The sequence below is a fragment of the Streptomyces sp. NPDC052114 genome, assembly GCF_040680155.1.
Classification (GTDB): domain Bacteria; phylum Actinomycetota; class Actinomycetes; order Streptomycetales; family Streptomycetaceae; genus Streptomyces.
Window position 1 is genome coordinate 354,357 of record NZ_JBFAWC010000001.1, and the last position, 25,053, is coordinate 379,409.

Consider the following 25,053-nt stretch of genomic DNA (forward strand, 5'->3'; position numbering starts at 1 on the left):
CGAGAGGGGCACCGGTGAACGACCGACAGTACGACCCGTATGCGGGCAGCGACCCGTATGCGGGCGAGTACGCGGCTGATCAGTACCAGGTCGTCGGGTACGACGAGTACGGACGGCCGGTGTACCAGCAGGTGCAGCCACAGGTGCCCCCACAGCAGCCGCATCCGCACCACCAGCAGCCCCAGGGGTACGGGTACGACCCGTACGCGGGCGGGCAGCAGCAGGCCCAGCACCAGGGGCAGCAGCAGGCGGCGCAGCAGGGGTACGACACCGGGGCCTATGGCACGGGTGGCGCGGGCGGTACCGGTACCGGTACGGGTACCTCGTACGACACCACCGGGTGGATTCCGCAGCAGCAACAGCCCCACCCTCAGCACGTCGAGCAGCCGCAGCACGGTCAGCAGCAGCCTCAGCCCCAGCAGGGCCGGCCTCAGCCCCAGCAGTCCCAGCAGCCCTCATACGCACAGCACCAGCAGTCGGAGCCCGCGGCGCGGCCCGAGCAGTTGCCCGAGCAGCGGCGCGAAGAGCCCGGTGAGTACAAGACCGAGCAGTTCTCCTTCATCGAGGAGCCGGACGAGGAGTCCGAAGACGTCATCGACTGGCTGAAGTTCACCGAGAGCCGCACCGAGCGGCGCGAGGAGGCCAAGCGGCGCGGGCGCACCCGCGTCGTCGCGCTCGTCGTGGTGCTCGCGCTGGTGCTCGCGGGCGGCGTCGGCTACCTGTGGTTCGCGGGCAAGCTGCCCGGCCAGTCGGACGGCCAGGACGGCGCGGACGCCGCGACCGGACCGCAGAAGCGGGACGTCGTCGTCGTCCATCTGCACAACACCAAGGGCAAGCTCACCTCCACCGCGCTCCTGGTGGACAACGCCACCACCAAGCAGGGCGCCACCGTCCTGCTGCCCAACTCGCTGGCCGTGTCGGACGACGACGGTACGCCGACGACGCTCGGCAAGTCCGTAGACGACGACGGTTCGACCGGCACCCGCGAGTCGATCGACACGGTGCTCGGCACCTCGGTCGAGGGCACCTGGCGCCTGGACACCCCGTACCTGAACAACCTCGTCGAACTCGTCGGCAACATCGACATCGACACGAACACCGACGTGCCCGACCCGAAGGCGGAGAAGGGCGAGGCCCCCCTCGTCAAGAAGGGCGAGCAGCAGACCCTGAGCGGGCCGATGGCGGTCGCGTACGCCACGTACCGCGCGCCCGGCGAGGCCGAGACCGCGCAGCTCAGCCGCTTCGGCGCGGTCATGCAGGGCATCCTGCGCAAGCTGTCGTCGGACCCGCAGGCCGCGACCACCACGGTGGAGTCGCTCGCGCAGATCCTCGACCCCTCGCTCAAGGAGAAGGACCTCGGCGCCTTCCTCGCCAAGCTCGCCGACCGGGCGAAGGGCGGCGACTACAAGACGACGCTGCTGCCGGTGCAGCAGGACGGCACGCTGACCGAGAAGGCCGGCGACACCGTGGTCAAGGACGTCCTCGGCGGCGCGGTGAAGAGCCCCGACAAGGGCGCGGCCGTCCGGGTCGGCGTCAAGAACGCCTCCGGCAAGAAGGACGCGGGCCAGGATGCCCGGGTCGCCCTGGTCAACGGCGGCTACACCTTCATCGACGGCGGCGCGGGCGCCACGGCCGCGGCCGCCTCGCAGGTCACGTACGCCGACGAGGCGAAGAAGGCGCAGGCCACCGAGGTCGCCAAGACCCTCGGCCTGCCGGCGAGCGCGGTCCGCAAGGGCCGGACGGCCTCGAACGCCGACGTCTCCGTCGTCCTCGGCCAGGACTACCGGACCACCGGTTAGGGCGGCCGGACCACGGGCCGAAGGCCTTCGCGCGGCGGAGGCGACGCCTGCGCGCGAAGGCCTTGGCCTCCCTTGCGCGGGGGCGGTGACGAAATCGTCTGGGGCGCCGTCGGCGGTCCGTGAGACCCTTGGGGTGTATCGCCCACCCGAAGGAAAGCTCTCTAGTGACCGCCACGGACCGCTCCATCGAGCTCATCAACGTCGCCGCGCAGGCGGCTGCCGACAAGCTCGCGCACGACATCATCGCGTACGACGTCAGCGACGTGCTGTCGATCACGGACGCCTTCCTGCTCGCCTCCGCACCCAACGACCGCCAGGTCAAGTCGATCGTCGACGAGATCGAGGAGCAGCTGAACAAGCAGCTCGGCGCCAAGCCGGTCCGCCGCGAGGGCGACCGCGACGCCCGCTGGATCCTCCTCGACTACGTGGACATCGTGGTGCACGTCCAGCACAGCGAGGAGCGGGTCTTCTACGCCCTCGAGCGCCTGTGGAAGGACTGCCCCGAGCTCGACCTGCCGGAGGACGCCAAGGCGACCCGCGGCAAGGCCGCCGAGCACGCGGAGCAGCAGGCCGCGGCGGAGGCCGACCTGGACGGTGAGCTGCGGTGAGCAACCGCGGCTGCCGGATCATCCTCTGGCGGCACGGCCAGACGTCCTGGAACCTGGAGCGCCGCTTCCAGGGCTCCACGGACATCGAGCTCACCGAGACGGGCGTGGCCCAGGCCAGGCGGGCCGCCCGGCTGCTCGCCTCCCTGAAGCCGGACGCCATCGTCGCCTCCGACCTCAAGCGCGCGGCGGCCACGGCCGGCGAGCTCGCCTCGATCACCGGCCTCCCCGTCACGCACGAGGAGGCGCTTCGCGAGACGTACGCCGGTGAGTGGCAGGGCCTGACGCACGACGAGATCATCGCCCGCTTCGGCGAGCAGTACGCCGCGTGGAAGCGCGGCGAGCCGGTGCGCCGCGGCGGCGGCGAACTGGAGACCGAGGTAGCCGACCGGGCCGCGCCCGTCGTCCTGCGCCACGCCGAGAAGGTGCCCGACAACGGCACGCTCGTGGTGGTCAGTCACGGCGGCACCATCCGCACCACCATCGGACGCCTCCTCGGTCTGGAGTCCCACCACTGGGAGGGGCTCGGGGGTCTGTCCAACTGCTGCTGGTCGGTCCTCGGCCGGGGCGCGCGCGGCTGGCGCCTGCTGGAGCACAACGCCGGCACGCTGCCGGAACCGGTGCTCGGCGACGACGACTGAGTCGCCCCGGAGGGCGGCCGGACCCGGATTTCACATTCCGGCTGGTCGCAGGCTAAAGTTCTTCTTGTTCGCACCGCAGAGCGGGAAGAACACAAGGGGCTATAGCTCAGTTGGTAGAGCGCCTGCATGGCATGCAGGAGGTCAGGAGTTCAATTCTCCTTAGCTCCACAGTCCCGAAGATCCCGTCCCCGTCAGGGGGCGGGATCTTTTGTTGTGCCCGTCAGGGGGGAAATTCCGCTGTGCCCGTCAGGGGGTGCGATCCGCGGGAGCCTCTGCCGCGGGAGCCCTGAGCTCGCGCAGCTTCGCCGCCAGGCGCCTGCTCTCCTCGTCGTTCGGTGTGTAGACGACGATCCGCGTCTCCGGCATGCCGTCGATGCTCAGGGAGGCCGACGTCATGCGCAGCTCACCGACCGCGCAGTGCCGGAACGTCTTCACGCGCGGTCCGGGCGGTATGACGTCGCCGCTCTCCCATAGCCGCGCGAACAGCGGGCTCGCGGCGGACAGGCTGCGGATGAAGCCCTCCCAGGCGGGCTCGCCGACATGCCGGCCGTACGCATTGCGCAGCGTCGCCGCCATCACCGGCAGCTCCGAGTCGCGGAAGACCAGCGGGCACTCCTCGGGGGGCCCGGTGAACAGCGCCCACAGCACGTTCGGCACGCCGAGGCCGGGGGCCTGGGGGAACAGGAAGAGGTCGCGGTAGGCGGGGTTGGTGGCGAGGACGTCGTAGCGCGCGTTGTAGACCACCGCCGGGCACGGGTCCATGGCGTCGATGATGCCCTGGATCTCCGCGCCCACCGCCTCGGCCGCCGCCTCGCGGTCCGGGGCGTAGGGCACCTCGGCCAGGTGGTACAGATGCTCGCGCTCGGGCTGGTCCAGGCGCAGGGTCCGCGCCACGGCGTCCAGGACCTGCGGCGACGCGTTGATGGGACGGCCCTGTTCGAGCCAGGTGTACCAGGTCACGCCGACGCCGGAGAGCTGGGCGACCTCCTCGCGGCGCAGCCCCGGGGTGCGGCGGCGCAGGCCCGGGGCCATGCCGACGTCGGCCGGTGTCACCCGTGCCCTGCGACCGCGCAGAAAGGCGGCGAGCTCCGGCCTGCGGCGCTGTGCGGTTCCTGGCGGAGCCGGGGCCGAGGTCGGGGCCGGGGCCTGTGCCTGCGCCCGAGCCGGTGCCTGTGGCCGTGCCGTCGTCTGTGCCGCCGCCCGCGCCCGGCTCCGGGCCGCGCCGGGCTGCCCCTGTGTCGCCGTCATCGTCGTCACGTCCCCCATCGTCCGCCCCCGCCCCTGTCCCTGCCAGGTGCTGTCAGTACCAGCATCGGCGGGCTCTCGTCACCCGTGCCGTGTCGTCCTCACGCTCGATGGCATGACGACGACCACCCCACCCGCCCCCGCGGGTCCAACTTCCCTGTCCAGTAAAGACCCCGGCACTGACAATCGCGGCGGACGCCTGCTCACCGTCGTGCTGGCCGCCCAGTTCATGGCGCTGCTCGACGTCTTCATCGTGAATGTCGCGGCGCCCACCATCCGCGCCGAACTCCACGCGTCCGGTGCCGGGTTGCAGCTCGTGATCGCCGGTTACACCATCACGTATGCCGTCCTCCTGATCACCGGCGCCCGGCTCGGCGACCGCTTCGGCCACCGCCGCGTCTATCTCGTGGGGCTCGCGCTCTTCACCACGGCCTCGCTCGCCTGCGGACTGGCCCAGGGAACCGCCGAGTTGATCGCCTTCCGGCTGGTGCAGGGCGCGGGTTCGGCGGTCCTCATCCCGCAGGTGCTCAGCCTGATCCAGCGCAACTTCGCGGGCGAGGCGCGGGTGCGGGCGCTCGGCGCGTACGCGGCGGTCCTCGCGGTCGGCGCCGCCGCGGGCCAGGTGCTCGGCGGGGTCCTCGTCAGCGCCGACCTCTTCGGCACCGGCTGGCGGCCGGTCTTCCTCGTCAATGTGCCGGTCGGCGTGGTCCTCCTGGCCATGGCGGTGCGCGTGCTGCCGCGCGACGACGACGCGGAGCGGTCGGCGGAGCGGGCCCGGGGTCTCGATCTGCCCGGACTCGTGCTGCTCGGTGCCGCCGTCTCGCTGTTCACCGTGCCGCTGGTGCTCGGGCAGGAGACGGACTGGCCGCTGTGGTCCTGGCTCTCGCTGGCCGCCGCCGTCGGCTGCTTCGCCCTCTTTCGCGCGTACGAGTCCCGGCTCGCCCGGCGCGGCGGGGCGCCGCTGATCGCGCCCCGGGTCCTGCGGACGCCCGGCATGGGCCTGGCGATCTTCCGGATCGTCGGCGTGATGGCCGTCAACGCGGGCTTCCTCTTCGCGCTCACCCTGCACATCCAGGGCGGCCTCGGCTACAGCGCGCTGCGGGCGGGCCTCACCTTCGGGCCGACGGCGGTGGTCTTCGGTCTGGTGGGCCTGACCTGGCGCCGCTGGCCCCAGGCGCTTCAACGGTCGCTGATTCCCGGCGGGTTCGCGCTGACCGCGGTGTCGGTGACCGCCGTGGGCCTGCTGCTGCGCGAGGGCGGTGACGGCGGGCTCCTGCTCTACGCCGCCTTCGTCGGCCTGGGCGCGGGGCTCTCCCTGGGCTTCAGCCCCACGCTCACCAGGGCGCTCGCCACCGTGCGGGCCGAGGACGCGGCGGACGCCAGCGGGCTGCTCGCGACGGTCACCCAGCTCGGTCAGCTGACCGGTGTCGCCGGTTTCGGTGCTCTTTTTCTGAACCGGCTTGAGTCGGAAGGGGCCCCAGGGGCGTATTCATCCGGAAGCGCGCTCCTGGTGTGCACCTGCGCGCTGGCCGCGGTCGCCGCACTCGGTGCCGTGTCCGGACTGGTACGAATGCGTCGCTGACCGGCTCGCTCAGACCGTGGCAGAATCGGACGGCCGGAAGGGGACGCAGCCCGAGGGAGGGAGAGCGCGATGCCTGCGAGCATCATCGAAGAGGTCGACCGCCTCTTCGACGAGGCGGCCGTACGAGAACGTGCCGCGCTCCGCACGCTCCTCAACTGCCCTTCCTGCGGCTCGACCCATGTCGCCCAAGTACTGGGTGACAACGGCGGAGTCTCGTACGTGTGCACCGCCTGCGGCCACAGCTGGAGCTGATCGATGGGTGCACACAGGCGGAAGTGCGACTGGTGCGACAGTGGCACGCCGATCGTCCGCGACATGGAACCGGTCAACCAGGAGTACCAGTACTGGTGCGAGGAATGCGCGCGGGCGCTGATCATAAAGGGCGACCCCATCGAGACGTACCGCGAGCTCGAAGGGGAGCCGATCTACGGCCGGCTCCTGGACGAGCACTGCACGCTCAAGCGGTTCTATTCGTTCGCCACAGCGTGACGGCCTGCTGCACGAGGAACCCAAAAGCGGTCACTACGTAGAGGGCCGACAGCGTCATCTGGCCATAATTCTGGCCGAGTTCCAGTCGTCCTGTTCCGTGGGGCACCCACCACAGGGCGTACGAGCAGAAGACGAGGGCCGCCGCCCCGGTGACCGCCCACGGCGCCCGGCCGCCCCGGCGCACCGCCTCCGTCCCCAGCAGCAGCACCATCGGCACGCACCACACCCAGTGGTGCGACCACGACACCGGGCTCACCAGGAGTGCCGTCGCCGCGCAGGCGAGCGCGGACCGGGCCCGCTCCCCGCGCAGCGCGGCGGTCACCGCGACCGCCAGGCCGGGCGCGCCCACCGCGACGGCCGCGAGGGCCCAGGCCCCGCCCGGCTCCCCGGTGTGCAGGAGCCGGGCGAGGACGCCCCGCAGGGACTGGTTCGCGGTGTCCTCGGCGAATCCGACCCGGCCCGCCTCGAAGACCATCCGGGTCCAGAAGCGCCACGAGTCGTACGGCAGGACGGCGGCCGCGAGGAGCGTCGCCCCGGCGAACGACGCGGCCGCCACGCACGCGTGCCGCACGGCGGGCCGCCACGCGTCGCCCCGCATCGCCCGCACGGCTCCGGTGAGCAGCAGGAGCACCGCGAAGAGGGCGGGCGTGAGCTTGATCGCCGCCGCGACGCCGATGCCCACGCCCGCCCGGCGGTCACCGGGGCGCCGGGACAGGTCCCACAGGACGAGGACGGCGAGCAGCAGGTTGATCTGCCCGTAGCGCAGGGTCGTCCACACCGGCTCGCACCAGACGGCGAGCGCGGACACCCACAGGGCGCTCTCCACGCGCGCGTGCCGCTCGTCGCCGATCGGCCCGTCGCCGATCAGCCGCAGCGACAGACGGACGAAGACGACCAGGAGCAGCAGGTTCCCCAGCGTCGCGACGGTCCGCAGGTCCGCCGTGCCGAGCAGCGTCAGCGGGGTGAACAGGAGCGCGGCGAACGGCGGGTAGGTGGTGGGCAGGAGCGCCTCGGTGGCGCGCAGCGCGTAGAGGTCGCCGCCCGCGCGCACGGTCTCGCCCTCGGCGCGGTAGACCATCAGGTCGATCATCGAGACGTCGGCGGCGCGCTGCGCGATCCAGAAGGCCGTGAAGGACAGCAGGCAGACCCCGGCGGCCAGGGGCACACGACGGCGGGCTGCGGCGAGCGCGATCACGGTCACGAAGGCTGACAGTACCGGGCGTATCCACCCAGACCGGAAACGATTTGGTGGAGCACGGGTATGACCGTGTAATGTTGGCGGAGCCGCCGGGGAAACCGGGCGGACAAAGCAAGGGGCTATAGCTCAGTTGGTAGAGCGCCTGCATGGCATGCAGGAGGTCAGGAGTTCAATTCTCCTTAGCTCCACAGGGATTGAGAGCGGGCCACCCGGATCGGGTGGCCCGCTCTCTTTGTGTCATCCCTTCCGGGCCGTCCGATCGCGGACGTTCGTTGTCGTGACTCTCCTTGTCACTGTTTTCCGCTGCCGAGTGCCCTGCGGAGCCGGCCGGGCGGGAGTGCGGCGGGCAGCGCCGGGCGGACCGCGGCCGCCGCCCTCGGGTCCTCCTCGATGCGCAGGGCGAGCGCAGGACAGCGGCGCACGGCGCGTGCGGCACGCGCTTCGGAGTAACGCGGCACGGAGGCTTCCGCCACCGAGGGGAAGCCGTCGGGGCCCAGCTGGATCAGCTCGGGGACGATGTCCGCGCACAGCCCGTGGCCCTGGCAGAGCGTCCAGTCGACGGCCAGCTTGCGGCCGCTGGGCACCTCCGCAGGGGCGGCCTCGTCCTGGAGGGGCAGGATCCCCTCGACGGGTCTGCCGCAGCCGCCGCCCAGGACGTGCGCCGCGAGGTCGTCGGTGAACGCCGAGATCGTCGACTCGATGAAGGCCGCCGAACCGTCGGGGTGTTTGCACGCCCCCCGCCGCTTCACGGCCCGCGTTACCTCGCGCAGCGCCTCCAGGGCGGTCGGGCCGCCGCCCTGGAGGACGTCGGCGAGGCCGCGAGCGGCCGCAGGGAGACCGAGGTAGCAGGGGCCGCACTGCCCGGAGCTCTCGGCGGCCAGCCAGTTCGCGACGTGCAGGGCCTCCCCGAGCGGGCAGGTGCCCTCGCCGATCGGCAGGATCGCGCCCGCGCCCAGAGCGCCCCCGCAGGCCTCCAGGGCGGCCCGCGAGACGACCGCGTCGTGCGCCGTGACGCTGTCGAGCCACTTGCCGTGATAGCCGCCCGTCAGCACGCCCTGGGGGAGCGCCGGGGCGCCGGCGAGTTCGAGGACGTACCGCAGGGGCACTCCGGTGGGCACCTCGACGACCATCGGCCGGGCGACCGCTCCGGAGAGGGTCAGCAGCACCGTGCCGGGCTCGTCGCGCAGGCCGGTGCGGCAGTAGCGCTCGGCACCCGTCCGCGCGGCCACCGCGAGCTGCGCGAAGGTCTCCGCGTTCGAGAGCAGGGTGGGGGCACCGCCCACTCCGGAGTCGGACGTCCGCACCTTGCGGCCCGGCGGCAGCGGTGGCCCGCCGTCCGCCGAGCGCACCAGCGCCGAGGACTCCCCGGTGACCATCCGCACGGGATTGCGCTGCACCCGCGCGCGGAGGGCCGATCCGCGCCGGTTGCCGAGGCCGCGCTCGGCCAGGGCGGTGCGCATCGAGGCCTCGGTGGAGTCCCGGGTCACGCCGACGACCAGCGTGCGGGCCCCGAGGGCCTCGGCGGCGAGCAGGGCGCCGTCCAGGATCAGGTGCGGGGCGCGGTTGATCAGGACGGTGTCCTTGCGGCAGGCGGGCTCGTCCTCGCTGCCGTTGACGACCACGACCGGACGTACGCCCCGGCGGATCGCCGCCTCGGCCACGGAGCGCAGCTTCCGGGCGAAGGGGAAGCCCGCGCCGCCCCTGCCGCGCAGCGAGATCTGCTCGGCGAGCCGGGCCAGCGGCTCGCCCGCCATGGGCTCCAGCGGGCCGTGCACCTTCAGGTGCATGCCGAGATCGAGGCGTTCGACCAGGTCGAAGCCCGAGGTGAGCAGGGGCAGGCCGACGACGCGGACTTCGGGGACGTCGGGCAGCGGCGCGTTCACGGATGGCCTCCGGTGGCGGCGTTCCAGGGCTCGCCCGAGCTGGGTGCCTGGAAGGGCCGGTGCAGGGGTTCGGTGGCGGGGCCGCTGTCGTGTGCGGGGTCCGGGACGGGCTCGTACCCGGGCTCGGGGGCCGGGTCGAGCGGGGCGTCGTAGTCGGGCGCGGGGTCGTAGACGGGCTGGGGAGCCGTGTCGTAGGTCGGCTGGGGTGCCACGTACGGCGATTCGACGGGCGGCGGCGGGGAGGGCGCGGGCCACCGTCCCGAGTGCTCGGTGCGGGGCCGCGGGACGGTGGGCTGCGCGACCGTGGTGGTGGGCGTCAGCGCGCGGTAGGCGGCCGAGATGCCGATGGACGGGTCCGGGGCGGGGGCGTAGGCACCCGATCCGGGGAGCGGGGCGAAAGCGGTGTCCCGCGCGGGTGGTTCCTCCTGGAGCGGGAGCGGCTCCTGGGCGAGCGGTGCGGCGCGTTCCGGTTCGAGCAGGGAGAGGATCCGGGCGGCGACCTTCCGCTTGACCGGCAGGGGTGCCGCGCGCAGGGCGACCGCCCCGGCGACGGCGACCAGGCACAGGCAGTACAGGGCGACCACCCATGGCTTCGGCGGGCGGCCCGCGTAGAGGCCGTGGACCAGCGCCGCGCACCAGGCGGGATAGGCGAGCATGTGCAGCGCCCGCCAGCGCGACGCGATCCGCGCGGGGGAGGCGAAGGCGCTGCGCAGGGCGCCGGTCACGCCCGTGGCGATCATGAGGAGACCCGCGAGCGAGCCGAGGCCGATGAGCCCGGCGCCGCCGGACACGCCGAGCCCGAAGGGCAGCAGGGCGCCGAGCAGGGACACGTGGTCGAGCGCGACCTTGACGGTGCCGTGCAGCAGCAGGAAGGCGACGGAGGCGAGCGCCGTGGCGCGATGCACTGCCTGGGCGAGCAGGCGCTGGCGCGAGTGCAGGAACAGACGGTCCGTGGCGACCAGGCCCCAGACCACGGAGGCGGTGAGCGAGACCAGGCACAGGACGCCGGCGGTGAAGTCGAGCGCCGCGCGGAACTGGTCGCCGGCCGTGAGGACGAGCAGGGGTATCAGGAGCAGGGCTCCGGCCCCCAGGGCCCGTGAGGGCGGCAGGGAGCGGGGCGGTGCGGGCCGTGCCGCGGACGGGAGGGAACGGCTCTTGCGATGGGGGTGCAGAGGGTTCATGGGGGCGGCTCCGAAGTGGTTCGGTCCCGCCGCATGCTAAGTCGCTCCATACCGGTGGGTACGGGGTTTGAGTTATTGCGTTGTTATCAAAGCGCGACGCGATCTTGGTGTTGCCCCGATAGAGGGGGGTACGCGGAGTAATCCTTGGCCAATGGCTGAGGAGTGAGGTGTCCGGAGGGGGCCCGGGGAAGCTCGTCGCGGGTCGCGCGGGCGCTGCGGTACCCTGACGCCATGCGTGCCGTACGCCTTCTGCTTAGCGGGCCGCGCTGATCAGTCCCGACCGCCGGTGAATCGCGGTCGGAATCGGCGCGGCGTCCCCTCCTGTGCGAGGGGCATTTTTGTTTGGCCAGGACGGCCGATTCCGCAGGCAGAGACGATCGATGGAGCTTTGAGGATCATGAGCGAGACGAATTCTGCTGCCGCCTCCGAGGTGGCCGCGCCGCACCGCTATACGGCCGCTCTGGCCGCTGAGATCGAGGCACGCTGGCAGGACTTCTGGGACGCCGAAGGCACCTACGAGGCGCCGAACCCGAGCGGCGACATGGCCGCGCGGAACGAGGCGGAGGCCGCGCTGGTCGCCAGGCCCAAGAAGTTCATCATGGACATGTTCCCGTATCCCTCCGGAGCGGGCCTGCACGTCGGCCACCCCCTGGGGTACATCGCCACGGACGTCTTCGCGCGCTTCCAGCGGATGAACGGCCACAACGTCCTGCACACCCTGGGCTTCGACGCCTTCGGCCTGCCCGCCGAGCAGTACGCCGTGCAGACGGGCACCCACCCGCGGGCCTCCACCGAGGCCAACATGGAGAACATGAAGGCGCAGCTGCGCGCCCTGGGCCTGGGTCACGACAAGCGCCGCTCCTTCGCGACGATCGACCCGGACTACTACAAGTGGACCCAGTGGATCTTCGTCCAGATCTTCAACTCCTGGTACGACGCCGACGCCAAGCGGGCCCGTCCGATCGCCGACCTGGTCGCGCAGTTCGCCAGTGGTGAGCGCGCCGTACCGGACTCCACGCGCGCGTGGAGCGAGCTGGACGCCGCGGAGCGCGCCGAGGTCCTGAGCGGGTACCGCCTGGCCTACGCCTCCGACGCGCCCGTCAACTGGTGCCCCGGCCTGGGCACCGTCCTGGCCAACGAGGAGGTCACCGCCGACGGCCGCTCCGAGCGCGGCAACTTCCCCGTCTTCAAGGCCAAGCTGCGCCAGTGGAACATGCGCATCACCGCGTACGCCGACCGTCTGCTGGACGACCTGGACGCGCTGGACTGGCCCGAGGCCATCAAGCTGCAGCAGCGCAACTGGATCGGCCGCTCCGAGGGCGCCCGCGTGGACTTCCCCGTGGGCACCGAGGGCGACGCCATCACCGTCTTCACCACCCGCCAGGACACCCTGTTCGGCGCGACCTACATGGTCCTGGCGCCCGAGCACGACCTGGTCGACAAGGTCGTCCCGGCCGCCTGGCCCGAGGGCACCCACGAGGTGTGGACCGGCGGGCACGCCACGCCGGCCGAGGCCGTCGCCAAGTACCGCGCCATCGCCGCCGCCAAGTCCGACGTGGAGCGCCAGGCCGACGCCAAGGAGAAGACCGGCGTCTTCACCGGCGTCTACGCCACCAACCCGGTCAGCGGCGAGCAGGTCCCGGTCTTCATCGCCGACTACGTCCTGATGGGCTACGGCACCGGCGCGATCATGGCCGTCCCGGCGCACGACAGCCGCGACTTCGCCTTCGCGCGCGCCTTCCACCTGCCGATGCGCTGCGTGGTCGAGCCCTCCGACGACCGCGGCACCGACACCGCGACGTGGGACGAGGCCTTCTCCTCGTACGAGGCGAAGCTGATCAACTCCTCGAACGAGGAGGTCACCCTGGACGGCCTGGGCGTCGTCGACGCCAAGGCGCGCATCACCGGCTGGCTGGCCGCCCGCGGCATCGGCGAGGGCACCGTCAACTTCCGCCTGCGCGACTGGCTGTTCAGCCGCCAGCGCTACTGGGGCGAGCCCTTCCCGATCGTCTACGACGAGGACGGCGTCGCCCACTCGCTGCCCGAGTCGATGCTGCCCCTGGAGCTGCCGGAGGTCGACGACTACTCCCCGCGCACCTTCGACCCGGACGACGCGAACACCTCTCCGGAGACGCCGCTGTCGCGCAACGAAGAGTGGGTCAACGTCACGCTGGACCTGGGCGACGGCCCCAAGAAGTACCGCCGCGAGACCAACACCATGCCCAACTGGGCGGGCTCGTGCTGGTACGAGATGCGCTACCTGGACCCGCGCAACGACCAGAAGCTGGTCGACCCGGACGTCGAGCAGTACTGGATGGGCCCGCGCGAGGGGCAGCCGACCGGTGGTGTCGACCTGTACGTGGGCGGTGCCGAGCACGCGGTGCTGCACCTGCTGTACGCCCGCTTCTGGTCGAAGATCCTGTTCGACCTGGGACACGTCTCGTCCGCCGAGCCGTTCCACAAGCTGTACAACCAGGGCATGATCCAGGCCTACGTCTACCGGGACGCCCGCGGCTTCCCGGTGCCGGCCGCCGAGGTCGAGGAGCGCGACGGGAAGTTCTTCTTCGAGGGCGAGCCCGTCAAGCGCGAGCTGGGCAAGATGGGCAAGTCCCTGAAGAACGCCGTCACCCCGGACGAGATCTGCGACGAGTACGGCGCGGACACCCTGCGCCTGTACGAGATGGCGATGGGTCCCCTGGACGTGTCGCGCCCCTGGGACACGCGCGCGGTCGTGGGCCAGTACCGCCTGCTGCAGCGCCTGTGGCGTCTGATCGTCGACGAGTCGACCGGTGAGGTCACCGTCGCCGACGCCGCCGAGGCCGACATCGACGAGGCCACCCTGCGCGCCCTGCACAAGGCCATCGACGGCGTGCGCCAGGACCTGGACGGCATGCGGTTCAACACCGCCATCGCCAAGATCACCGAGCTGAACAACCACCTGACGAAGGTGGGCGGCGCGGTGCCGAGGTCCGTCGCCGAGCGCCTGGTGCTGCTGATCGCGCCGCTGGCCCCGCACATCGCCGAGGAGCTGTGGCGCAAGCTGGGCCACGCCGACTCGGTCGTCCACCAGGACTTCCCGGTCGCCGACCCCGCGTACGTCGTGGACGAGTCCGTGACCTGCGTCGTGCAGATCAAGGGCAAGGTCAAGGCGCGCCTGGAGGTCTCTCCTTCGATCTCCGACGCCGATCTGGAGAAGGTCGCGCTGGCCGACGAGAAGGTCGTGGCCGCGCTGGACGGCGCGGGGATCCGCAAGGTGATCGTGCGGGCGCCGAAGCTGGTGAACATCGTCCCCGCGTAGCGGCATAGGGGTCTTCCCTTACGGGCAGGTTGGGGGTTCCGTTGGAACCTCCGGCCTGCCTTCTCCGTTTACGGTGGAAGAAGCCGTCGGTGCGGGCTGGATACGGAGAGGAGCGTCATGGAAGCGGTGGGCGCAATCGTGGCGTTGCTTTTCGTGCTGTTCATGGTGCTGGGTGTGTACGTGACGGTGAAGGTGGTCCGGGCCGCCAAGCGCGGCGTGGACCGCACCATCCTGGAGGCCCGCCGCACGGTGGAGGACACCACGCTCCGCGCGAAGAGCTTCGCGCAGGTCGGCACGGCGGGTGAACTGGCCCAGCTGCGGCTCTCGTTGCGCACGTCCATGCGGTCCACACAGGACGTCCTGCACGCGGGCGTGGCCGAGGACGCCTCGCTGAAGGAGTCCCTGGAGCTCTTCGAGCGGCTCAGCGTCCACGGCCACGAGCTGGACGACGAGCTGCGGCGCCTGGAGCGCGACCCGGACAAGGCGTCGCTGGCCCAGCGGCTCCCCGAGCTGCGGGAGCGCACGGAGCAGATCACGAAGGCGGCGGACTCGCTGCGGTGGTCGGCGCGCGACCGGGCCCGCAAGTTCGCGAGCGACGACCTGGACTCCCTGAGCACGCAGATCGACATGGAGGCCGGTGCCCTGCGGCACTGGACCACGGAGCCCGCGCCCGCGCAGGCCCCGCCCGCCTGGCCCGAGCCCGAGCCCGCGCCGGGCAAGGACGCCGAGCAGACCTGGTCCGAGCCGTCCGGCTCCGACCGGGCGGCCCGCGCCCAGGAGCCGACGCAGCCCGCGATCGCCCCGCCCACTCCGACGCCCACGTATCCCTGGGAGAAGAAGACCAAGCCGGAGAGCACGACCTGACCCGCCGGTGACGCGCGGAGCCCGTCGTGAACCGGACGAGCGGGGGCCGGGCTGCCACCCGGGGGCCCAGGCAGGTAATCTCCAGCTCATGTCCCGCCATGTCGCGATCGTCACGGATTCAACGGCCTACCTGCCGCAGCGGACGATGGAGCGGCACGGCATCACCGCGGTGCCCCTGACCGTGGTCCTGGGTGACCAGGCGCTGGAGGAGGGCACCGAGATCTCGGCCCGCTCCCTCGCCCTGGCGTTGCAGAAGCGGAAGCCCGTGACCACGTCCCGGCCCAGCCCGGAGATGTTCGCCGAGACGTACCGGAAGGTCGCGGAGGCGGGTGCCACGGCCATCGTCTCGCTGCACCTGTCCGCCGAGTTCTCCGGTACGTACGACGCGGCGGTCCTGGCCGCGAAGGACGCGCCGGTGCCGGTGCGGGTGGTGGACACCGGCATGGTCGCGATGGCCCTCGGTTTCTGCGCTCTGGCGGCGGCCCGGGCCGCGGAGGCGGGCGACTCGGCCGAGGAGGCGGTGGCGGCCGCGGAGAAGCGGGCCGCGGGCACGTCCGCCTACTTCTACGTCGACACCCTCGACTATCTCCGCAGGGGCGGCCGCATCGGTGCCGCGCAGGCGCTGCTGGGTTCGGCGCTCGCCGTGAAGCCGCTGCTGAAGCTCGACGGCGGCCGGATCGACATGCTGGAGAAGGTGCGGACGGCGTCGAAGGCGATCGCCCGCCTTGAGGAGATCGTGGTCGAACGGGCCGGCGCGGGCCCTGTTGACATCGCAGTACACCATCTGGCGGCGCCGGAGCGCGCGTCGGCCCTCGCGGACCGGCTTCGGGAGCGGGTGCCCGACCTCGCGGAGCTGCATGTCAGCGAGGTGGGCGCGGTGATCGGGGCACACACGGGGCCGGGGTTGCTGGGCGCTGTGGTCTCGCCGTGCGAGCAGTGAGCCGTCGGTAGGGATGGCTCGGGCTCGCTCGTGAGGGTGACGGAGTTATCCACAACTGCTGGGTAATCCACGGTATTTGACCAAGATCAACAATTATTTCCCGCTGTGCCTAACGTCGTCGGCATGGCACTTCGATCATCTTCACGGACACCTTCACGGCTCTCTTCACAGCTCTCGGCACGGGCACCTTCCCGGCCATCCTCACGTGCGCCTTCCCGGGCGGCCTCGGCGACGAGCGGCCCCGGTCGCGGCCCCGCATCCGACGGTCGTGCGTCCGACGGCCGTGCGCGTCACCACCACGCTGCGCGCGGCAGGGCCATGCGCAGACGCGCCGAGGCGGAGGCGGTGCGGCTGCGGGCGCGGAGACTCTTCGCCGAGCCACAACCACCACCACCGCCCTCGTCCGCGTCCTCGTCCTGGTCCTCGTCCTCGCCCCGATTGGATGTGGCGCCGCAGGATGTGGCGCTGCTGGAGAGGGGCCCTGAGGAGGGCTGGGGCTGGGCGGATGCCCCGGTCCCCTCGACGGCGGTGGCGGCACCGCAGGAGGACGACTCCGACGAGGGGCGGGAGGAGCCGGGGAGAGGACAAGCGGAACCTCCGGCGAGGCCGGTGGCCTCGCGGCGGGAGCGGGCGGCGCTCGCCGTCCGGGAGCGGCTGCCGGTGTGGTTGCAGTCGCGGTGCGGCCTTGAACGGCGCAGCGTGGTCGCGCTCGTCGTGCTTCTCGTGGTCGCCGGTGCCTTCGCCGCCCAGCACTTCTGGACGGGGCGGACCCAGCCCGTGCGGCCGCCCGACGTGGTGCGCGAGGCGGGCGCCGCCCCCGGCGAGGGCGCGCAGCCGGCTCCCTCGCCGGGGCCTCCGGCGCGGGCGGGGCGGGCGCCGGCGGGTGGGGGTGCCGCGGGCGGCGGAATCGTCGTGGACGTCAGCGGAAAGGTCCGCAGGCCGGGGGTTCATCGACTGCCGGCGGGTTCCCGCGTGGCGGACGCCCTCCGGGTGGCCGGCGGGGTCCGGCCGGGCACCGACATGGACGGCCTCAATCGCGCACGGTTCCTGATGGACGGCGAACAGGTGGTGGTGGGAGGACCCGGGGCGGGAGCCGGGGCCAGTGGTGCAGGGGGGACGGGCGGTGCCGGGGTCGGCGCCGGAGCGGGCGGCGTGTCAGGCGTGGGCGGGGCGGCGCCCACCGCGCCGATCGGGTTGAACACGGCGACCGCGGAGCAGCTCGACGAACTGCCGGGCGTGGGGCCGGTGTTGGCGCAGCACATCATCGACTATCGCAGCGAGCACGGCGGTTTCCGGTCCGTCGAAGAGCTCCGTGAGGTCAACGGCATCGGTGATCGGCGCTTCGCCGACCTCCAGGATCTCGTACGGCCATGAGGCGCCAGGCAGTTCACGCCGCCTCCGGGCACCGCCTCGGGGCCGCGCATCCCCGACAGGAGGGGCCGGTCGACCTCAGGCTGGTGCCACCCGCGCTCGCGGCCTGGGCTGCGGCCGCGCTGATGCTGGACGCCCCACCGCGCCGGGCGGTCGCCACGGTGGCGGTCTGCGTGATGGTGGCCGGAGCCCTGTGGGTGACAGGGGCGGTCCGAGGGCGCTCTGCGGCCCGGCGGCGGGCGTCGGGGCGCTGGTCGGCGGTCGCGGTGCTGCTCTGTGTCGCGGGGGCGACGGGCTCGGCCGCGCTGCACGGGGCGGATCTGCGCCGTGGCCCGGTCCCCGCGCTGGCCGGCGCCCACGCCGAGGTGGAGGCGGAGGTGAAGGTCACCTCCGACCCCCGGCGCACCCGGCCCCGGGTCGCGCGTGCGCACGCACTGCCACCCGCCGTCGTGCTGGAGGCGGAGGTCGTCCGGATCGCCGAGCCGCACGGCACATGGACGGTGACGCGCGCGCCGGTCCTGGTCGTCGTGCGGACGGAGGGCAAGGGGGCCGGGCCGCGCAGGGAACGAGGTGGTGAGGACGGTGCAGCCGGGGGCGGCGGTGCCCGGTCCGGCGCTGCCCGGGCCCGGCCCGGTGACGACTGGCTCGCGTTGTTGCCGTCGACGCGGTTGCGGGTGCGGGCCCGGCTGGCGCCGCCGCTGCCGGAGGGGGACAAGGCCGCGGCGGTGCTGCGGGTGTCGGGGGAGCGGGCGCCGCGGGTGATCGGGGCGCCGTCCGGAGCGCAGCGGCTCGCGGGAGAGCTGCGGGCCGGGCTGCGCGAGGCCACGGACGGGCTGTCCGCCGACGCCCGCGCCCTGTTGCCCGGACTCGTCATCGGGGACACCTCGCGGGTGCCGCCCGAGCTGGAGCAGGCCTTCCGGGAGACCGACCTGGTCCACTTGCTGGCCGTCAGCGGCGCCAACCTCACGATCGTCCTCGTCCTGCTCATCGGACCGCCGGGCGCCGCCCAGCGGGTCGAGCGGGGCGGTCTCGCGCCGAAGCTGGGCATTCCGTTGCGGGCGACGGCCGTGCTCGGCGGGGCGCTCACCCTCGGGTTCGTCATCGTCTGCAGGCCGGACCCGAGCGTGCTGCGGGCCGCGGCCTGCGGGCTGATCGCGCTCCTGGCACTCGCCACGGGGCGGCGCAGGTCGCTGATCCCGGCGCTGGCCGCGGCGGTGCTGCTGCTCGTCCTGTACGACCCGTGGCTGGCCCGCAGTCCCGGGTTCCTGCTCTCGGTGCTGGCCACCGCCTCGCTGCTGACGCTCGCGCCGCGTTGGGGTGCCGCGCTGCACAGGCGTGGGGTCCCGCGGCGGCTCGCCGACGCGCTGGCCGCCGCCACGGCGGCCCAGGCGGTGTGCGCGCCCGTCGTCGTCGTGCTCGCGGCCCGGGTGAGTCTGGTCGCGGTGCCGTGCAATCTCCTGGCCGAGTTCGCCGTCGCGCCGGCCACCGTGCTCGGATTCGGGGCGCTGGCCGTGGCGCCGGTGGCGATGCCGGTCGCCAAGGGGTTGGCCTGGGCCGCGAGTTGGCCGACCGGGTGGATCGCGGAGATCGCCCGGACCGGGGCGGCGCTGCCCGGCAGCGGGGTCGACTGGCCGGGCGGCTGGCGCGGCGGGCTCCTCCTCGCTCTCGCCACGGTGGCCCTCGTCCTGGCGGGGCGCAGGCTCGCACGGCATCCGTGGCTCGCCGCCGCCTGCGTCGTGCTGCTCCTCCTGGTGATCGTCCAGCCGCCTCCCGTCACCCGGGTGATCGCGGGCTGGCCGCCCCAGGGGTGGCGGCTGGTGATGTGCGACGTGGGGCAGGGCGACGCGGCGGTGCTCGCGGCGGGTGACGGCGCGGGGGTGGTGGTGGACGCGGGGCCCGACCCGGTGGCGGTCGACCGCTGCCTGCGCTCGCTCGGGATCAGCCGGGTGCCCCTCGTGCTGCTCACGCACTTCCACGCGGACCACGTGGCGGGGCTGCCGGGGGTGTTGCGGGGGCGTGAGGTGGGGGTGATCCAGACGACGGGGTTCCAGGAGCCACCGGAGCAGGCGGATTTCGTGCGGGAGCAGGCGGCGGACGCGGGTGTTCCGGTGACCCGGGCCGTGGTGGGGGAGCGGCGCCGCACGGGTGCGCTGGAGTGGCGGGTGCTCTGGCCGCCGGCGGGACCGATGCCGCGGCCCGAGGGGCCCAATGACGCGAGCGTCACTCTGCTCGTACGGACGGCGGGGCTGACGCTGCTGTTCCTCGGGGACCTCGAACCGCCGGCGCAGCGAGCCCTGCTGCGCACGCCGGCGGCCGCGTCGCTCGCCTCCGTGGACGTGGTGAAGGTCGCCCATCACGGCTCGGCCCATCAGGATCCGGAGCTGCTGCGCAGGGCGGCGCCGAGGCTGGCGTTGATCTCCTGCGGCGCGGACAACTCGTACGGACACCCGGCGCCCGCGACGCTCGCGGCGCTGCGGGGCGGGGGAGCGGAGGTGCTGCGTACGGACACGCACGGCTCGATCGCGGTGATGGGGTCCGGGGGCGGGGCGAGAGGCGGAACGCCACCACGCCTTGAAGTGGCCACGCGCCCGCCCTAGCGCCCACCCACCGCTCTACGGCTGCGGCTCCCCGAAGAGCTACCGCCGGGAACACTTCCTGACCTGGCAAGACGTGAAAGGGGTGCTAGCAATTCGGGCTACTCGCGACACTTTCAACGCATCGTCAGCATTCCTGCGATGTGGGTTCGTGTTGCATGGAAAGCCGCAACGGTGATCGAATGCCTTTTCGTTGCAGTGTGCAGGTGTTGTCAAGTGACGCGGGGGTGTGTCGCGCGTGTTCGGCCGCTGGCTGGGAAACCGTACGAATCGGGCGGGGCGGACGGGGCCTTTGTCGGCGTTCCCGGTGCCGAAGGACGCGGGGGTGCTCAGTTGCCGGGTGCTCGACCCGGTCAATGAGCCGGTGCGGAACGCGGAGTTCGCCGTCAGCGACGCCATGGGGCGCAAGGTCGTCAGCGGGGGCACGGATCCGTTCGGGTCGTTCGTGATGACGGTGCCGGCCGGGGACTACCGTCTCGCGGTGTCGGCGGAGGGGTTCACGCCGTACCGGGCGAGCGCCACCGTCGGGGAGAACGCGCACGCCTCGCTCGGTGACGTCATGCTCCAGGTCGCCCAGCCCCCGACGCTGCCCGAGCCCGGCGACTGGGAGATCGACCCCCTGCACTCCTCGGTCGCGTTCACCGCGCGGCACATCGGACTGGCCCGTATCCACGGGCGGTTCAACAGCTTCGCGGGGGCGATCCGGGTGGGCGAGCGCATGGAGGACTCCGCCATGCACGTCGTCATCGACGCGGCCTCCATCGACACCGCGGTCAAGATGCGCGACGACCACCTGCGCTCGGGTGACTTCCTCGACGTGGCGCGGTTCCCGACGATGGAGTTCTACAGCGACCGCTTCGTGCACAAGGGCGGCAGCCGGTGGGCGATATCCGGTGGTCTGACGCTGCACGGTGTGACGCGGACGGTCACGCTGGACACCGAGTACCTGGGGGTCGGCCAGGGGCTGGAGGGCGAGACCCGCGTCGCCTGCCGTGCCACCACCGAACTGCACCGCGACGACTTCACGATCACCTGGCAGACGATGCTCGCGCGCGGCATCGCGGCCGTCGGGCACAGCATCACGATCGACCTCGACATCCAGGTCATCCCCAAGAAGTGACGCCCGGGGCCGCGTGCCGCGGCCGACCGGGGCCCGCGCGCCGAGGCCGCCCCCGGACGGCGCTCGGAGGCCGCCCCCGGACGGCGCACCGCCGCTAAGGAGCCTCCAGCCAGCCCTCGTGCTCGGCGGCCAGTTCGTCGAGGGCCGCCGGGTCGAGGCGGGAGCCGGGGTCCTCGACCACGACCAGCCACTGGGCGTCCTCGGCGTCGTCCTCGCCGGCCAGCGCGTCGCGTACGAGCTGGGGTTCCTCGGCGATGCCGAAGCGGTCGGGAAGCTCTTCGGCGACCTCTTCCGCGGCATCGCGGTCGGGCAGCACCAGGACATGTCGTACGTCGCTCACGTGCCCATTCTCCGATACGGGATCAGGTGCGGGAGAGGCGGTACGGGACGGAGCCGGGACGCGGTGTCAGTGCCGCGTGGGATGCTTGACCGCGATGGCCAGGAAGACAGCAAACGACGACCCGCTCGCCCCCGTCACGATCGCCGTGGGGCAGGAGGACCTGCTCCTCGACCGCGCCGTGCAGCAGGTGGTCGCGGCCGCCCGCGCCGCCGACGCGGACACGGACGTGCGCGACCTCACCCCCGACCAGCTGCAGCCCGGCACGCTCGCCGAGCTCACCAGCCCCTCGCTCTTCGCCGAGCGCAAGGTCGTCGTCGTGCGGAGCGCGCAGGACCTGTCGGCCGACACGATCAAGGACGTGAAGGGGTACTTCGACGCGCCCGTCGAGGAGATCACCCTCGTCCTGCTGCACGCCGGCGGCGCCAAGGGCAAGGGCCTGCTCGACGCGGCCCGCAAGGCGGGCGCGCGCGAGATCGCCTGCCCCAAGATGACCAAGCCCGCGGACCGGCTCTCGTTCGTGCGGAGCGAGTTCCGCACGCTGGGCCGTTCCGCGACGCCGGAGGCGTGCCAGGCCCTGGTCGACGCGATCGGCAGCGACCTGCGCGAGCTGGCCTCCGCGGTCGCCCAGCTGGTGGCGGACATCGAGGGCACGATCGACGAGGCGGTCGTCGGCCGGTACTACACGGGCCGGGCGGAGGCCTCCAGCTTCACGGTGGCCGACCGGGCCGTGGAGGGCAGGGCCGCCGAGGCGCTGGAGGCGTTGCGCTGGTCCCTGGCGACCGGCGTCGCCCCCGTCATGATCACCAGCGCCCTCGCGCAGGGCGTCCGGGCGATCGGCAAGCTCTCCTCCGCGCGCGGCGGACGCCCCGCCGACCTCGCCCGTGAGCTGGGGATGCCGCCCTGGAAGATCGACCGGGTGCGCCAGCAGATGCGCGGCTGGACCCCGGACGGCGTGGCCGCCGCGCTCACCGCCGTCGCGGCCGCCGACGCGGGCGTCAAGGGCGGCGGCGACGACCCGGAGTACGCCCTGGAGAAGGCCGTCGTGGCCATCGCCCGCGCCGCCAGGTCCCGCCGGGGCTGACCCTCCCGCCCCTCCCTGCCCGTCCCGTCACGCGCAACGGCGAAAGCCCCGTCCCGCCGACCTGGGGAAGGTCGGTGGAACGGGGCTTCCGTTCACGCTGTGTGGATCCGTACCCGCGTGGCGAACGCAGTCGTGTACGGCTCCGGGGTGCCCGTACGGGAGCGGAAGAGAGGGTCCGCTGGGTCCCGTACCGGCGTCGAATCAAGTGAGTGTCAACCGTGGGCCGCCGGAGCGACCGCCGATGCACTCAGCAGAGGCTTCAGCCCTTAGAGGGACGCGGCCTTCGAAGCAAGCGCCGACTTCTTGTTGGCGGCCTGGTTCTTGTGGATGACACCCTTGGAGACGGCCTTGTCGAGCTGGCGCGTGGCCTCACGCGTGAGCTCGGCGGCCTTCTGGGCGTCACCGGCGGCAACGGCCTCGCGGGCCTTGCGGATCGCGGTCTTCAGCGAAGACTTGACCGCCTTGTTGCGCTGACGCGCCTTCTCGTTGGTCTTGATCCGCTTGATCTGGGACTTGATGTTCGCCACGAAAGAGCCTTTTCAGGTTCAGGTACTGCAGAGGTACTGCAGATGAGTGTTTACGACATGCGCCTCGACGCTGAGAGGGCTACGAGACACAGCTGCCCACGGTACCAGCCGCCCTCCGACCGGCCCAAACCGGGCGCAGTCCCTCACCCATGGGACGATGGAACCTACGTATAGATCCGACCCGAGGCGACAGGCGCCTCAAGAGACAGGACCCTGCGTGCCCGCGACCCCTAAGAATGTGCCCGAGCCGAGCCGTACCGACCCGGCTCTGATCCGCAATTTCTGCATCATCGCGCACATCGACCACGGCAAGTCCACGCTCGCCGACCGCATGCTCCAGCTCACCGGCGTGGTGGAGCAGCGGCAGATGCGTGCTCAGTACCTCGACCGCATGGACATCGAGCGAGAGCGCGGCATCACGATCAAGTCCCAGGCGGTGCGTCTGCCCTGGGCCCCGACCGAGGGCCCGGACGAGGGCAGTACCCACATCCTCAACATGATCGACACCCCGGGCCACGTGGACTTCACGTATGAAGTCTCGCGTTCGCTCGCGGCCTGCGAGGGCACGGTCCTCCTCGTCGACGCGGCCCAGGGCATCGAGGCCCAGACCCTCGCCAACCTCTACCTGGCGATGGAGAACGACCTCAAGATCATCCCGGTCCTCAACAAGATCGACCTGCCGGCCGCCCAGCCCGAGAAGTTCTCGGAGGAGCTCGCCAACCTCATCGGCTGCGAGCCCGAGGACGTGCTGAAGGTCTCCGCGAAGACCGGCATGGGCGTCGAGGCGCTGCTCGACAAGGTCGTCGCCGAGATCCCGGCCCCGGTCGGCGTCAAGGACGCCCCGGCCCGCGCGATGATCTTCGACTCGGTCTACGACTCCTACCGCGGCGTCGTGACGTACGTACGAGTCGTCGACGGCCAGCTCAACAAGCGCGAGCGCATCCGGATGATGTCGACCGGCGCCACGCACGAGCTCCTGGAGATCGGCACCAACTCGCCCGAGATGCTCGCGGCCGACGGCCTCGGCGTCGGCGAGGTGGGCTACCTGATCACCGGTGTGAAGGACGTCCGCCAGTCCAAGGTCGGTGACACGATCACCTCCCTGCACAAGGGCGCCACCGAGGCCCTCGGCGGGTACAAGGACCCGAAGCCGATGGTCTTCTCCGGTCTGTATCCGCTGGACGGCTCGGACTACCCCGAACTGCGCGACGCCCTGGACAAGCTGCAGCTCAACGACGCCGCGCTCGTCTACGAGCCCGAGACGTCCGCGGCGCTCGGCTTCGGCTTCCGCGTCGGCTTCCTGGGGCTGCTGCACCTCGACGTGATCCGCGAGCGCCTGGAGCGCGAGTTCGGCCTCGACCTGATCGCCACCGCGCCGAACGTGGTCTACCGCGTGATCATGGAGGACGGCACCGAGTACACGGTCACCAACCCGAGCGAGTTCCCCGAGGGCAAGATCGACGAGGTCTTCGAGCCCGTCGTGCGCGCCACGATCCTCGCGCCCAGCGAGTTCATCGGCTCGATCATGGAGCTGTGCCAGAACCGGCGCGGCGTCATGCTCGGCATGGACTACCTCTCCGAGGACCGCGTCGAGATCCGCTACACGCTGCCGCTCGCGGAGATCGTCTTCGACTTCTTCGACCAGCTGAAGTCCAAGACCCGCGGCTACGCCTCGCTGGACTACGAGCCCACGGGCGAGCAGTCCGCGCAGCTCGTCAAGGTCGACATCCTGCTGCACGGCGACAAGGTCGACGCCTTCTCGGCGATCACGCACAAGGACGCGGCGTACGCGTACGGCGTGCGGCTCGTCGCCAAGCTGCGCGAGCTCATCCCGCGGCAGGCCTTCGAGGTGCCGGTGCAGGCCGCGATCGGCTCCCGGGTCATCGCGCGCGAGACCATCCGCGCCATCCGCAAGGACGTCCTCGCCAAGTGCTACGGCGGTGACATCTCCCGTAAGCGCAAGCTCCTGGAGAAGCAGAAGGAGGGCAAGAAGCGCATGAAGATGGTCGGCTCCGTCGAGGTGCCGCAGGAAGCCTTCATCGCGGTGCTCTCCAGTGACGACAGCGGCGGCAAGGCGAAGAAGTAGCCTCCCGTCACCGTCGTCACCCTTGTTCACAGCAGGCCGGAACGGGCCCGCGGCGCCTCGGCGCGGCGGGCCCGTTCCGTTTGGGTGTCTGTAGGAAGTGACAGGCAGCAGCCCCTTACGCACCGGGCGTCGGCGCTCTACTCTGATCACCACTCGTAGGTTACTCGCAAGTTAAACAAGTAGCCGACAGGGATGTAAGAAGCAGCCGC

Annotated in this window: 20 protein-coding genes and 2 tRNA genes; 16 read left to right on the forward strand and 6 right to left on the reverse strand. The window is 72.0% G+C overall.

Annotation, left to right across the window (positions count from 1 at the left end):
* The first annotated feature begins 14 nt into the window (after positions 1 to 14).
* The 4 genes from AB0L89_RS01420 (at position 15) to AB0L89_RS01435 (ending at position 3,213) form a co-directional block, all read left to right on the forward strand.
* Entirely contained in the window at positions 15 to 1,799 is a 1,785-nt protein-coding gene (locus AB0L89_RS01420) for an LCP family protein (RefSeq protein WP_365132427.1), read from the forward strand.
* Between the two features lie 164 nt (positions 1,800 to 1,963).
* Complete coding sequence (gene rsfS / locus AB0L89_RS01425; protein ID WP_365132430.1) at positions 1,964 to 2,407, forward strand: ribosome silencing factor; 444 nt, start codon at positions 1,964 to 1,966, stop codon at positions 2,405 to 2,407.
* Complete coding sequence (locus AB0L89_RS01430) at positions 2,404 to 3,045, forward strand: histidine phosphatase family protein (RefSeq protein WP_365132433.1); 642 nt, start codon at positions 2,404 to 2,406, stop codon at positions 3,043 to 3,045. The genes rsfS and AB0L89_RS01430 overlap by 4 nt, the downstream gene beginning before the upstream one ends.
* Before the next feature lie 95 nt (positions 3,046 to 3,140).
* Positions 3,141 to 3,213: transfer RNA gene (locus tag AB0L89_RS01435), tRNA-Ala, on the forward strand.
* Positions 3,214 to 3,291: 78 nt separating this feature from the next.
* Here AB0L89_RS01435 and AB0L89_RS01440 read toward each other — a convergent pair.
* Complete coding sequence (locus tag AB0L89_RS01440) at positions 3,292 to 4,302, reverse strand: helix-turn-helix transcriptional regulator (RefSeq protein ID WP_365132436.1); 1,011 nt, start codon at positions 4,300 to 4,302, stop codon at positions 3,292 to 3,294.
* Positions 4,303 to 4,405: 103 nt separating this feature from the next.
* Here AB0L89_RS01440 and AB0L89_RS01445 point away from each other — a divergent pair, with 103 nt between their 5' ends.
* The 3 genes from AB0L89_RS01445 (at position 4,406) to AB0L89_RS01455 (ending at position 6,361) form a co-directional block, all read left to right on the forward strand.
* Positions 4,406 to 5,872, forward strand: a complete 1,467-nt coding sequence (locus AB0L89_RS01445) for an MFS transporter (protein ID WP_365132438.1) — start codon at positions 4,406 to 4,408, stop codon at positions 5,870 to 5,872.
* Between the two features lie 69 nt (positions 5,873 to 5,941).
* Positions 5,942 to 6,124, forward strand: coding sequence for a hypothetical protein (locus tag AB0L89_RS01450; RefSeq protein WP_365132441.1), 183 nt, complete (start codon positions 5,942 to 5,944; stop codon positions 6,122 to 6,124).
* A 3-nt stretch (positions 6,125 to 6,127) separates the two neighbouring features.
* Positions 6,128 to 6,361 (forward strand): hypothetical protein, encoded by a 234-nt coding sequence (locus AB0L89_RS01455; RefSeq protein WP_365132444.1) that lies wholly within the window; start codon positions 6,128 to 6,130, stop codon positions 6,359 to 6,361.
* Here the strand turns inward: AB0L89_RS01455 and AB0L89_RS01460 are convergent.
* Positions 6,330 to 7,562 (reverse strand): glycosyltransferase 87 family protein, encoded by a 1,233-nt coding sequence (locus AB0L89_RS01460; RefSeq protein ID WP_365132447.1) that lies wholly within the window; start codon positions 7,560 to 7,562, stop codon positions 6,330 to 6,332. The two genes, AB0L89_RS01455 and AB0L89_RS01460, sit on opposite strands and share 32 nt — an antisense overlap.
* 112 nt (positions 7,563 to 7,674) lie before the next feature.
* On the opposite strand from AB0L89_RS01460, the gene AB0L89_RS01465 reads away from it, so the two are divergent.
* A tRNA-Ala gene (locus AB0L89_RS01465) sits at positions 7,675 to 7,747 on the forward strand.
* A gap of 102 nt (positions 7,748 to 7,849) precedes the next feature.
* Here AB0L89_RS01465 and AB0L89_RS01470 read toward each other — a convergent pair.
* The gene (locus AB0L89_RS01470; protein WP_365132450.1) at positions 7,850 to 9,442 is read right to left on the reverse strand and encodes an NADH-ubiquinone oxidoreductase-F iron-sulfur binding region domain-containing protein; all 1,593 of its coding nucleotides are present in this window, start codon (positions 9,440 to 9,442) and stop codon (positions 7,850 to 7,852) included.
* A complete protein-coding gene (locus AB0L89_RS01475) occupies positions 9,439 to 10,623 on the reverse strand; it encodes a hypothetical protein (protein ID WP_365132453.1) in 1,185 nt (394 codons plus the stop codon). The genes AB0L89_RS01470 and AB0L89_RS01475 overlap by 4 nt, the downstream gene beginning before the upstream one ends.
* Before the next feature lie 397 nt (positions 10,624 to 11,020).
* Between AB0L89_RS01475 and leuS the strand changes: the two genes are divergently transcribed.
* The 6 genes from leuS (at position 11,021) to AB0L89_RS01505 (ending at position 20,810) form a co-directional block, all read left to right on the forward strand.
* Complete coding sequence (leuS, locus tag AB0L89_RS01480; protein ID WP_365132456.1) at positions 11,021 to 13,921, forward strand: leucine--tRNA ligase; 2,901 nt, start codon at positions 11,021 to 11,023, stop codon at positions 13,919 to 13,921.
* Positions 13,922 to 14,038: 117 nt separating this feature from the next.
* A complete protein-coding gene (locus tag AB0L89_RS01485) occupies positions 14,039 to 14,785 on the forward strand; it encodes a hypothetical protein (RefSeq protein WP_365132459.1) in 747 nt (248 codons plus the stop codon).
* An 88-nt stretch (positions 14,786 to 14,873) separates the two neighbouring features.
* On the forward strand, positions 14,874 to 15,725 hold the full coding sequence (locus tag AB0L89_RS01490; protein ID WP_365132462.1) for a DegV family protein: 852 nt from the start codon (positions 14,874 to 14,876) through the stop codon (positions 15,723 to 15,725).
* Between the two features lie 318 nt (positions 15,726 to 16,043).
* Positions 16,044 to 17,099, forward strand: coding sequence for a ComEA family DNA-binding protein (locus AB0L89_RS01495; RefSeq protein ID WP_365132465.1), 1,056 nt, complete (start codon positions 16,044 to 16,046; stop codon positions 17,097 to 17,099).
* Complete coding sequence (locus tag AB0L89_RS01500) at positions 17,096 to 19,693, forward strand: ComEC/Rec2 family competence protein (protein WP_365132468.1); 2,598 nt, start codon at positions 17,096 to 17,098, stop codon at positions 19,691 to 19,693. Before AB0L89_RS01495 ends, AB0L89_RS01500 begins: the two co-directional genes overlap by 4 nt.
* Positions 19,694 to 19,928: 235 nt before the next feature.
* Positions 19,929 to 20,810 carry a YceI family protein gene (locus AB0L89_RS01505; RefSeq protein ID WP_365133914.1) on the forward strand — a complete coding sequence of 294 codons (882 nt, stop codon included), beginning with the start codon at positions 19,929 to 19,931 and terminating at the stop codon, positions 20,808 to 20,810.
* Positions 20,811 to 20,904: 94 nt separating this feature from the next.
* Here AB0L89_RS01505 and AB0L89_RS01510 read toward each other — a convergent pair whose 3' ends face one another.
* Positions 20,905 to 21,150 carry a hypothetical protein gene (locus tag AB0L89_RS01510; protein WP_365132471.1) on the reverse strand — a complete coding sequence of 82 codons (246 nt, stop codon included), beginning with the start codon at positions 21,148 to 21,150 and terminating at the stop codon, positions 20,905 to 20,907.
* A 94-nt stretch (positions 21,151 to 21,244) separates the two neighbouring features.
* Between AB0L89_RS01510 and holA the strand changes: the two genes are divergently transcribed.
* Complete coding sequence (gene holA, locus AB0L89_RS01515; protein ID WP_365132474.1) at positions 21,245 to 22,231, forward strand: DNA polymerase III subunit delta; 987 nt, start codon at positions 21,245 to 21,247, stop codon at positions 22,229 to 22,231.
* Between the two features lie 266 nt (positions 22,232 to 22,497).
* On the opposite strand, the gene rpsT is transcribed toward holA, so the two are convergent.
* A complete protein-coding gene (rpsT, locus tag AB0L89_RS01520; RefSeq protein WP_055702434.1) occupies positions 22,498 to 22,758 on the reverse strand; it encodes a 30S ribosomal protein S20 in 261 nt (86 codons plus the stop codon).
* Between the two features lie 217 nt (positions 22,759 to 22,975).
* Between rpsT and lepA the strand changes: the two genes are divergently transcribed.
* A complete protein-coding gene (gene lepA / locus AB0L89_RS01525) occupies positions 22,976 to 24,844 on the forward strand; it encodes a translation elongation factor 4 (protein WP_365132477.1) in 1,869 nt (622 codons plus the stop codon).
* The last annotated feature ends 209 nt before the right edge of the window (positions 24,845 to 25,053 follow it).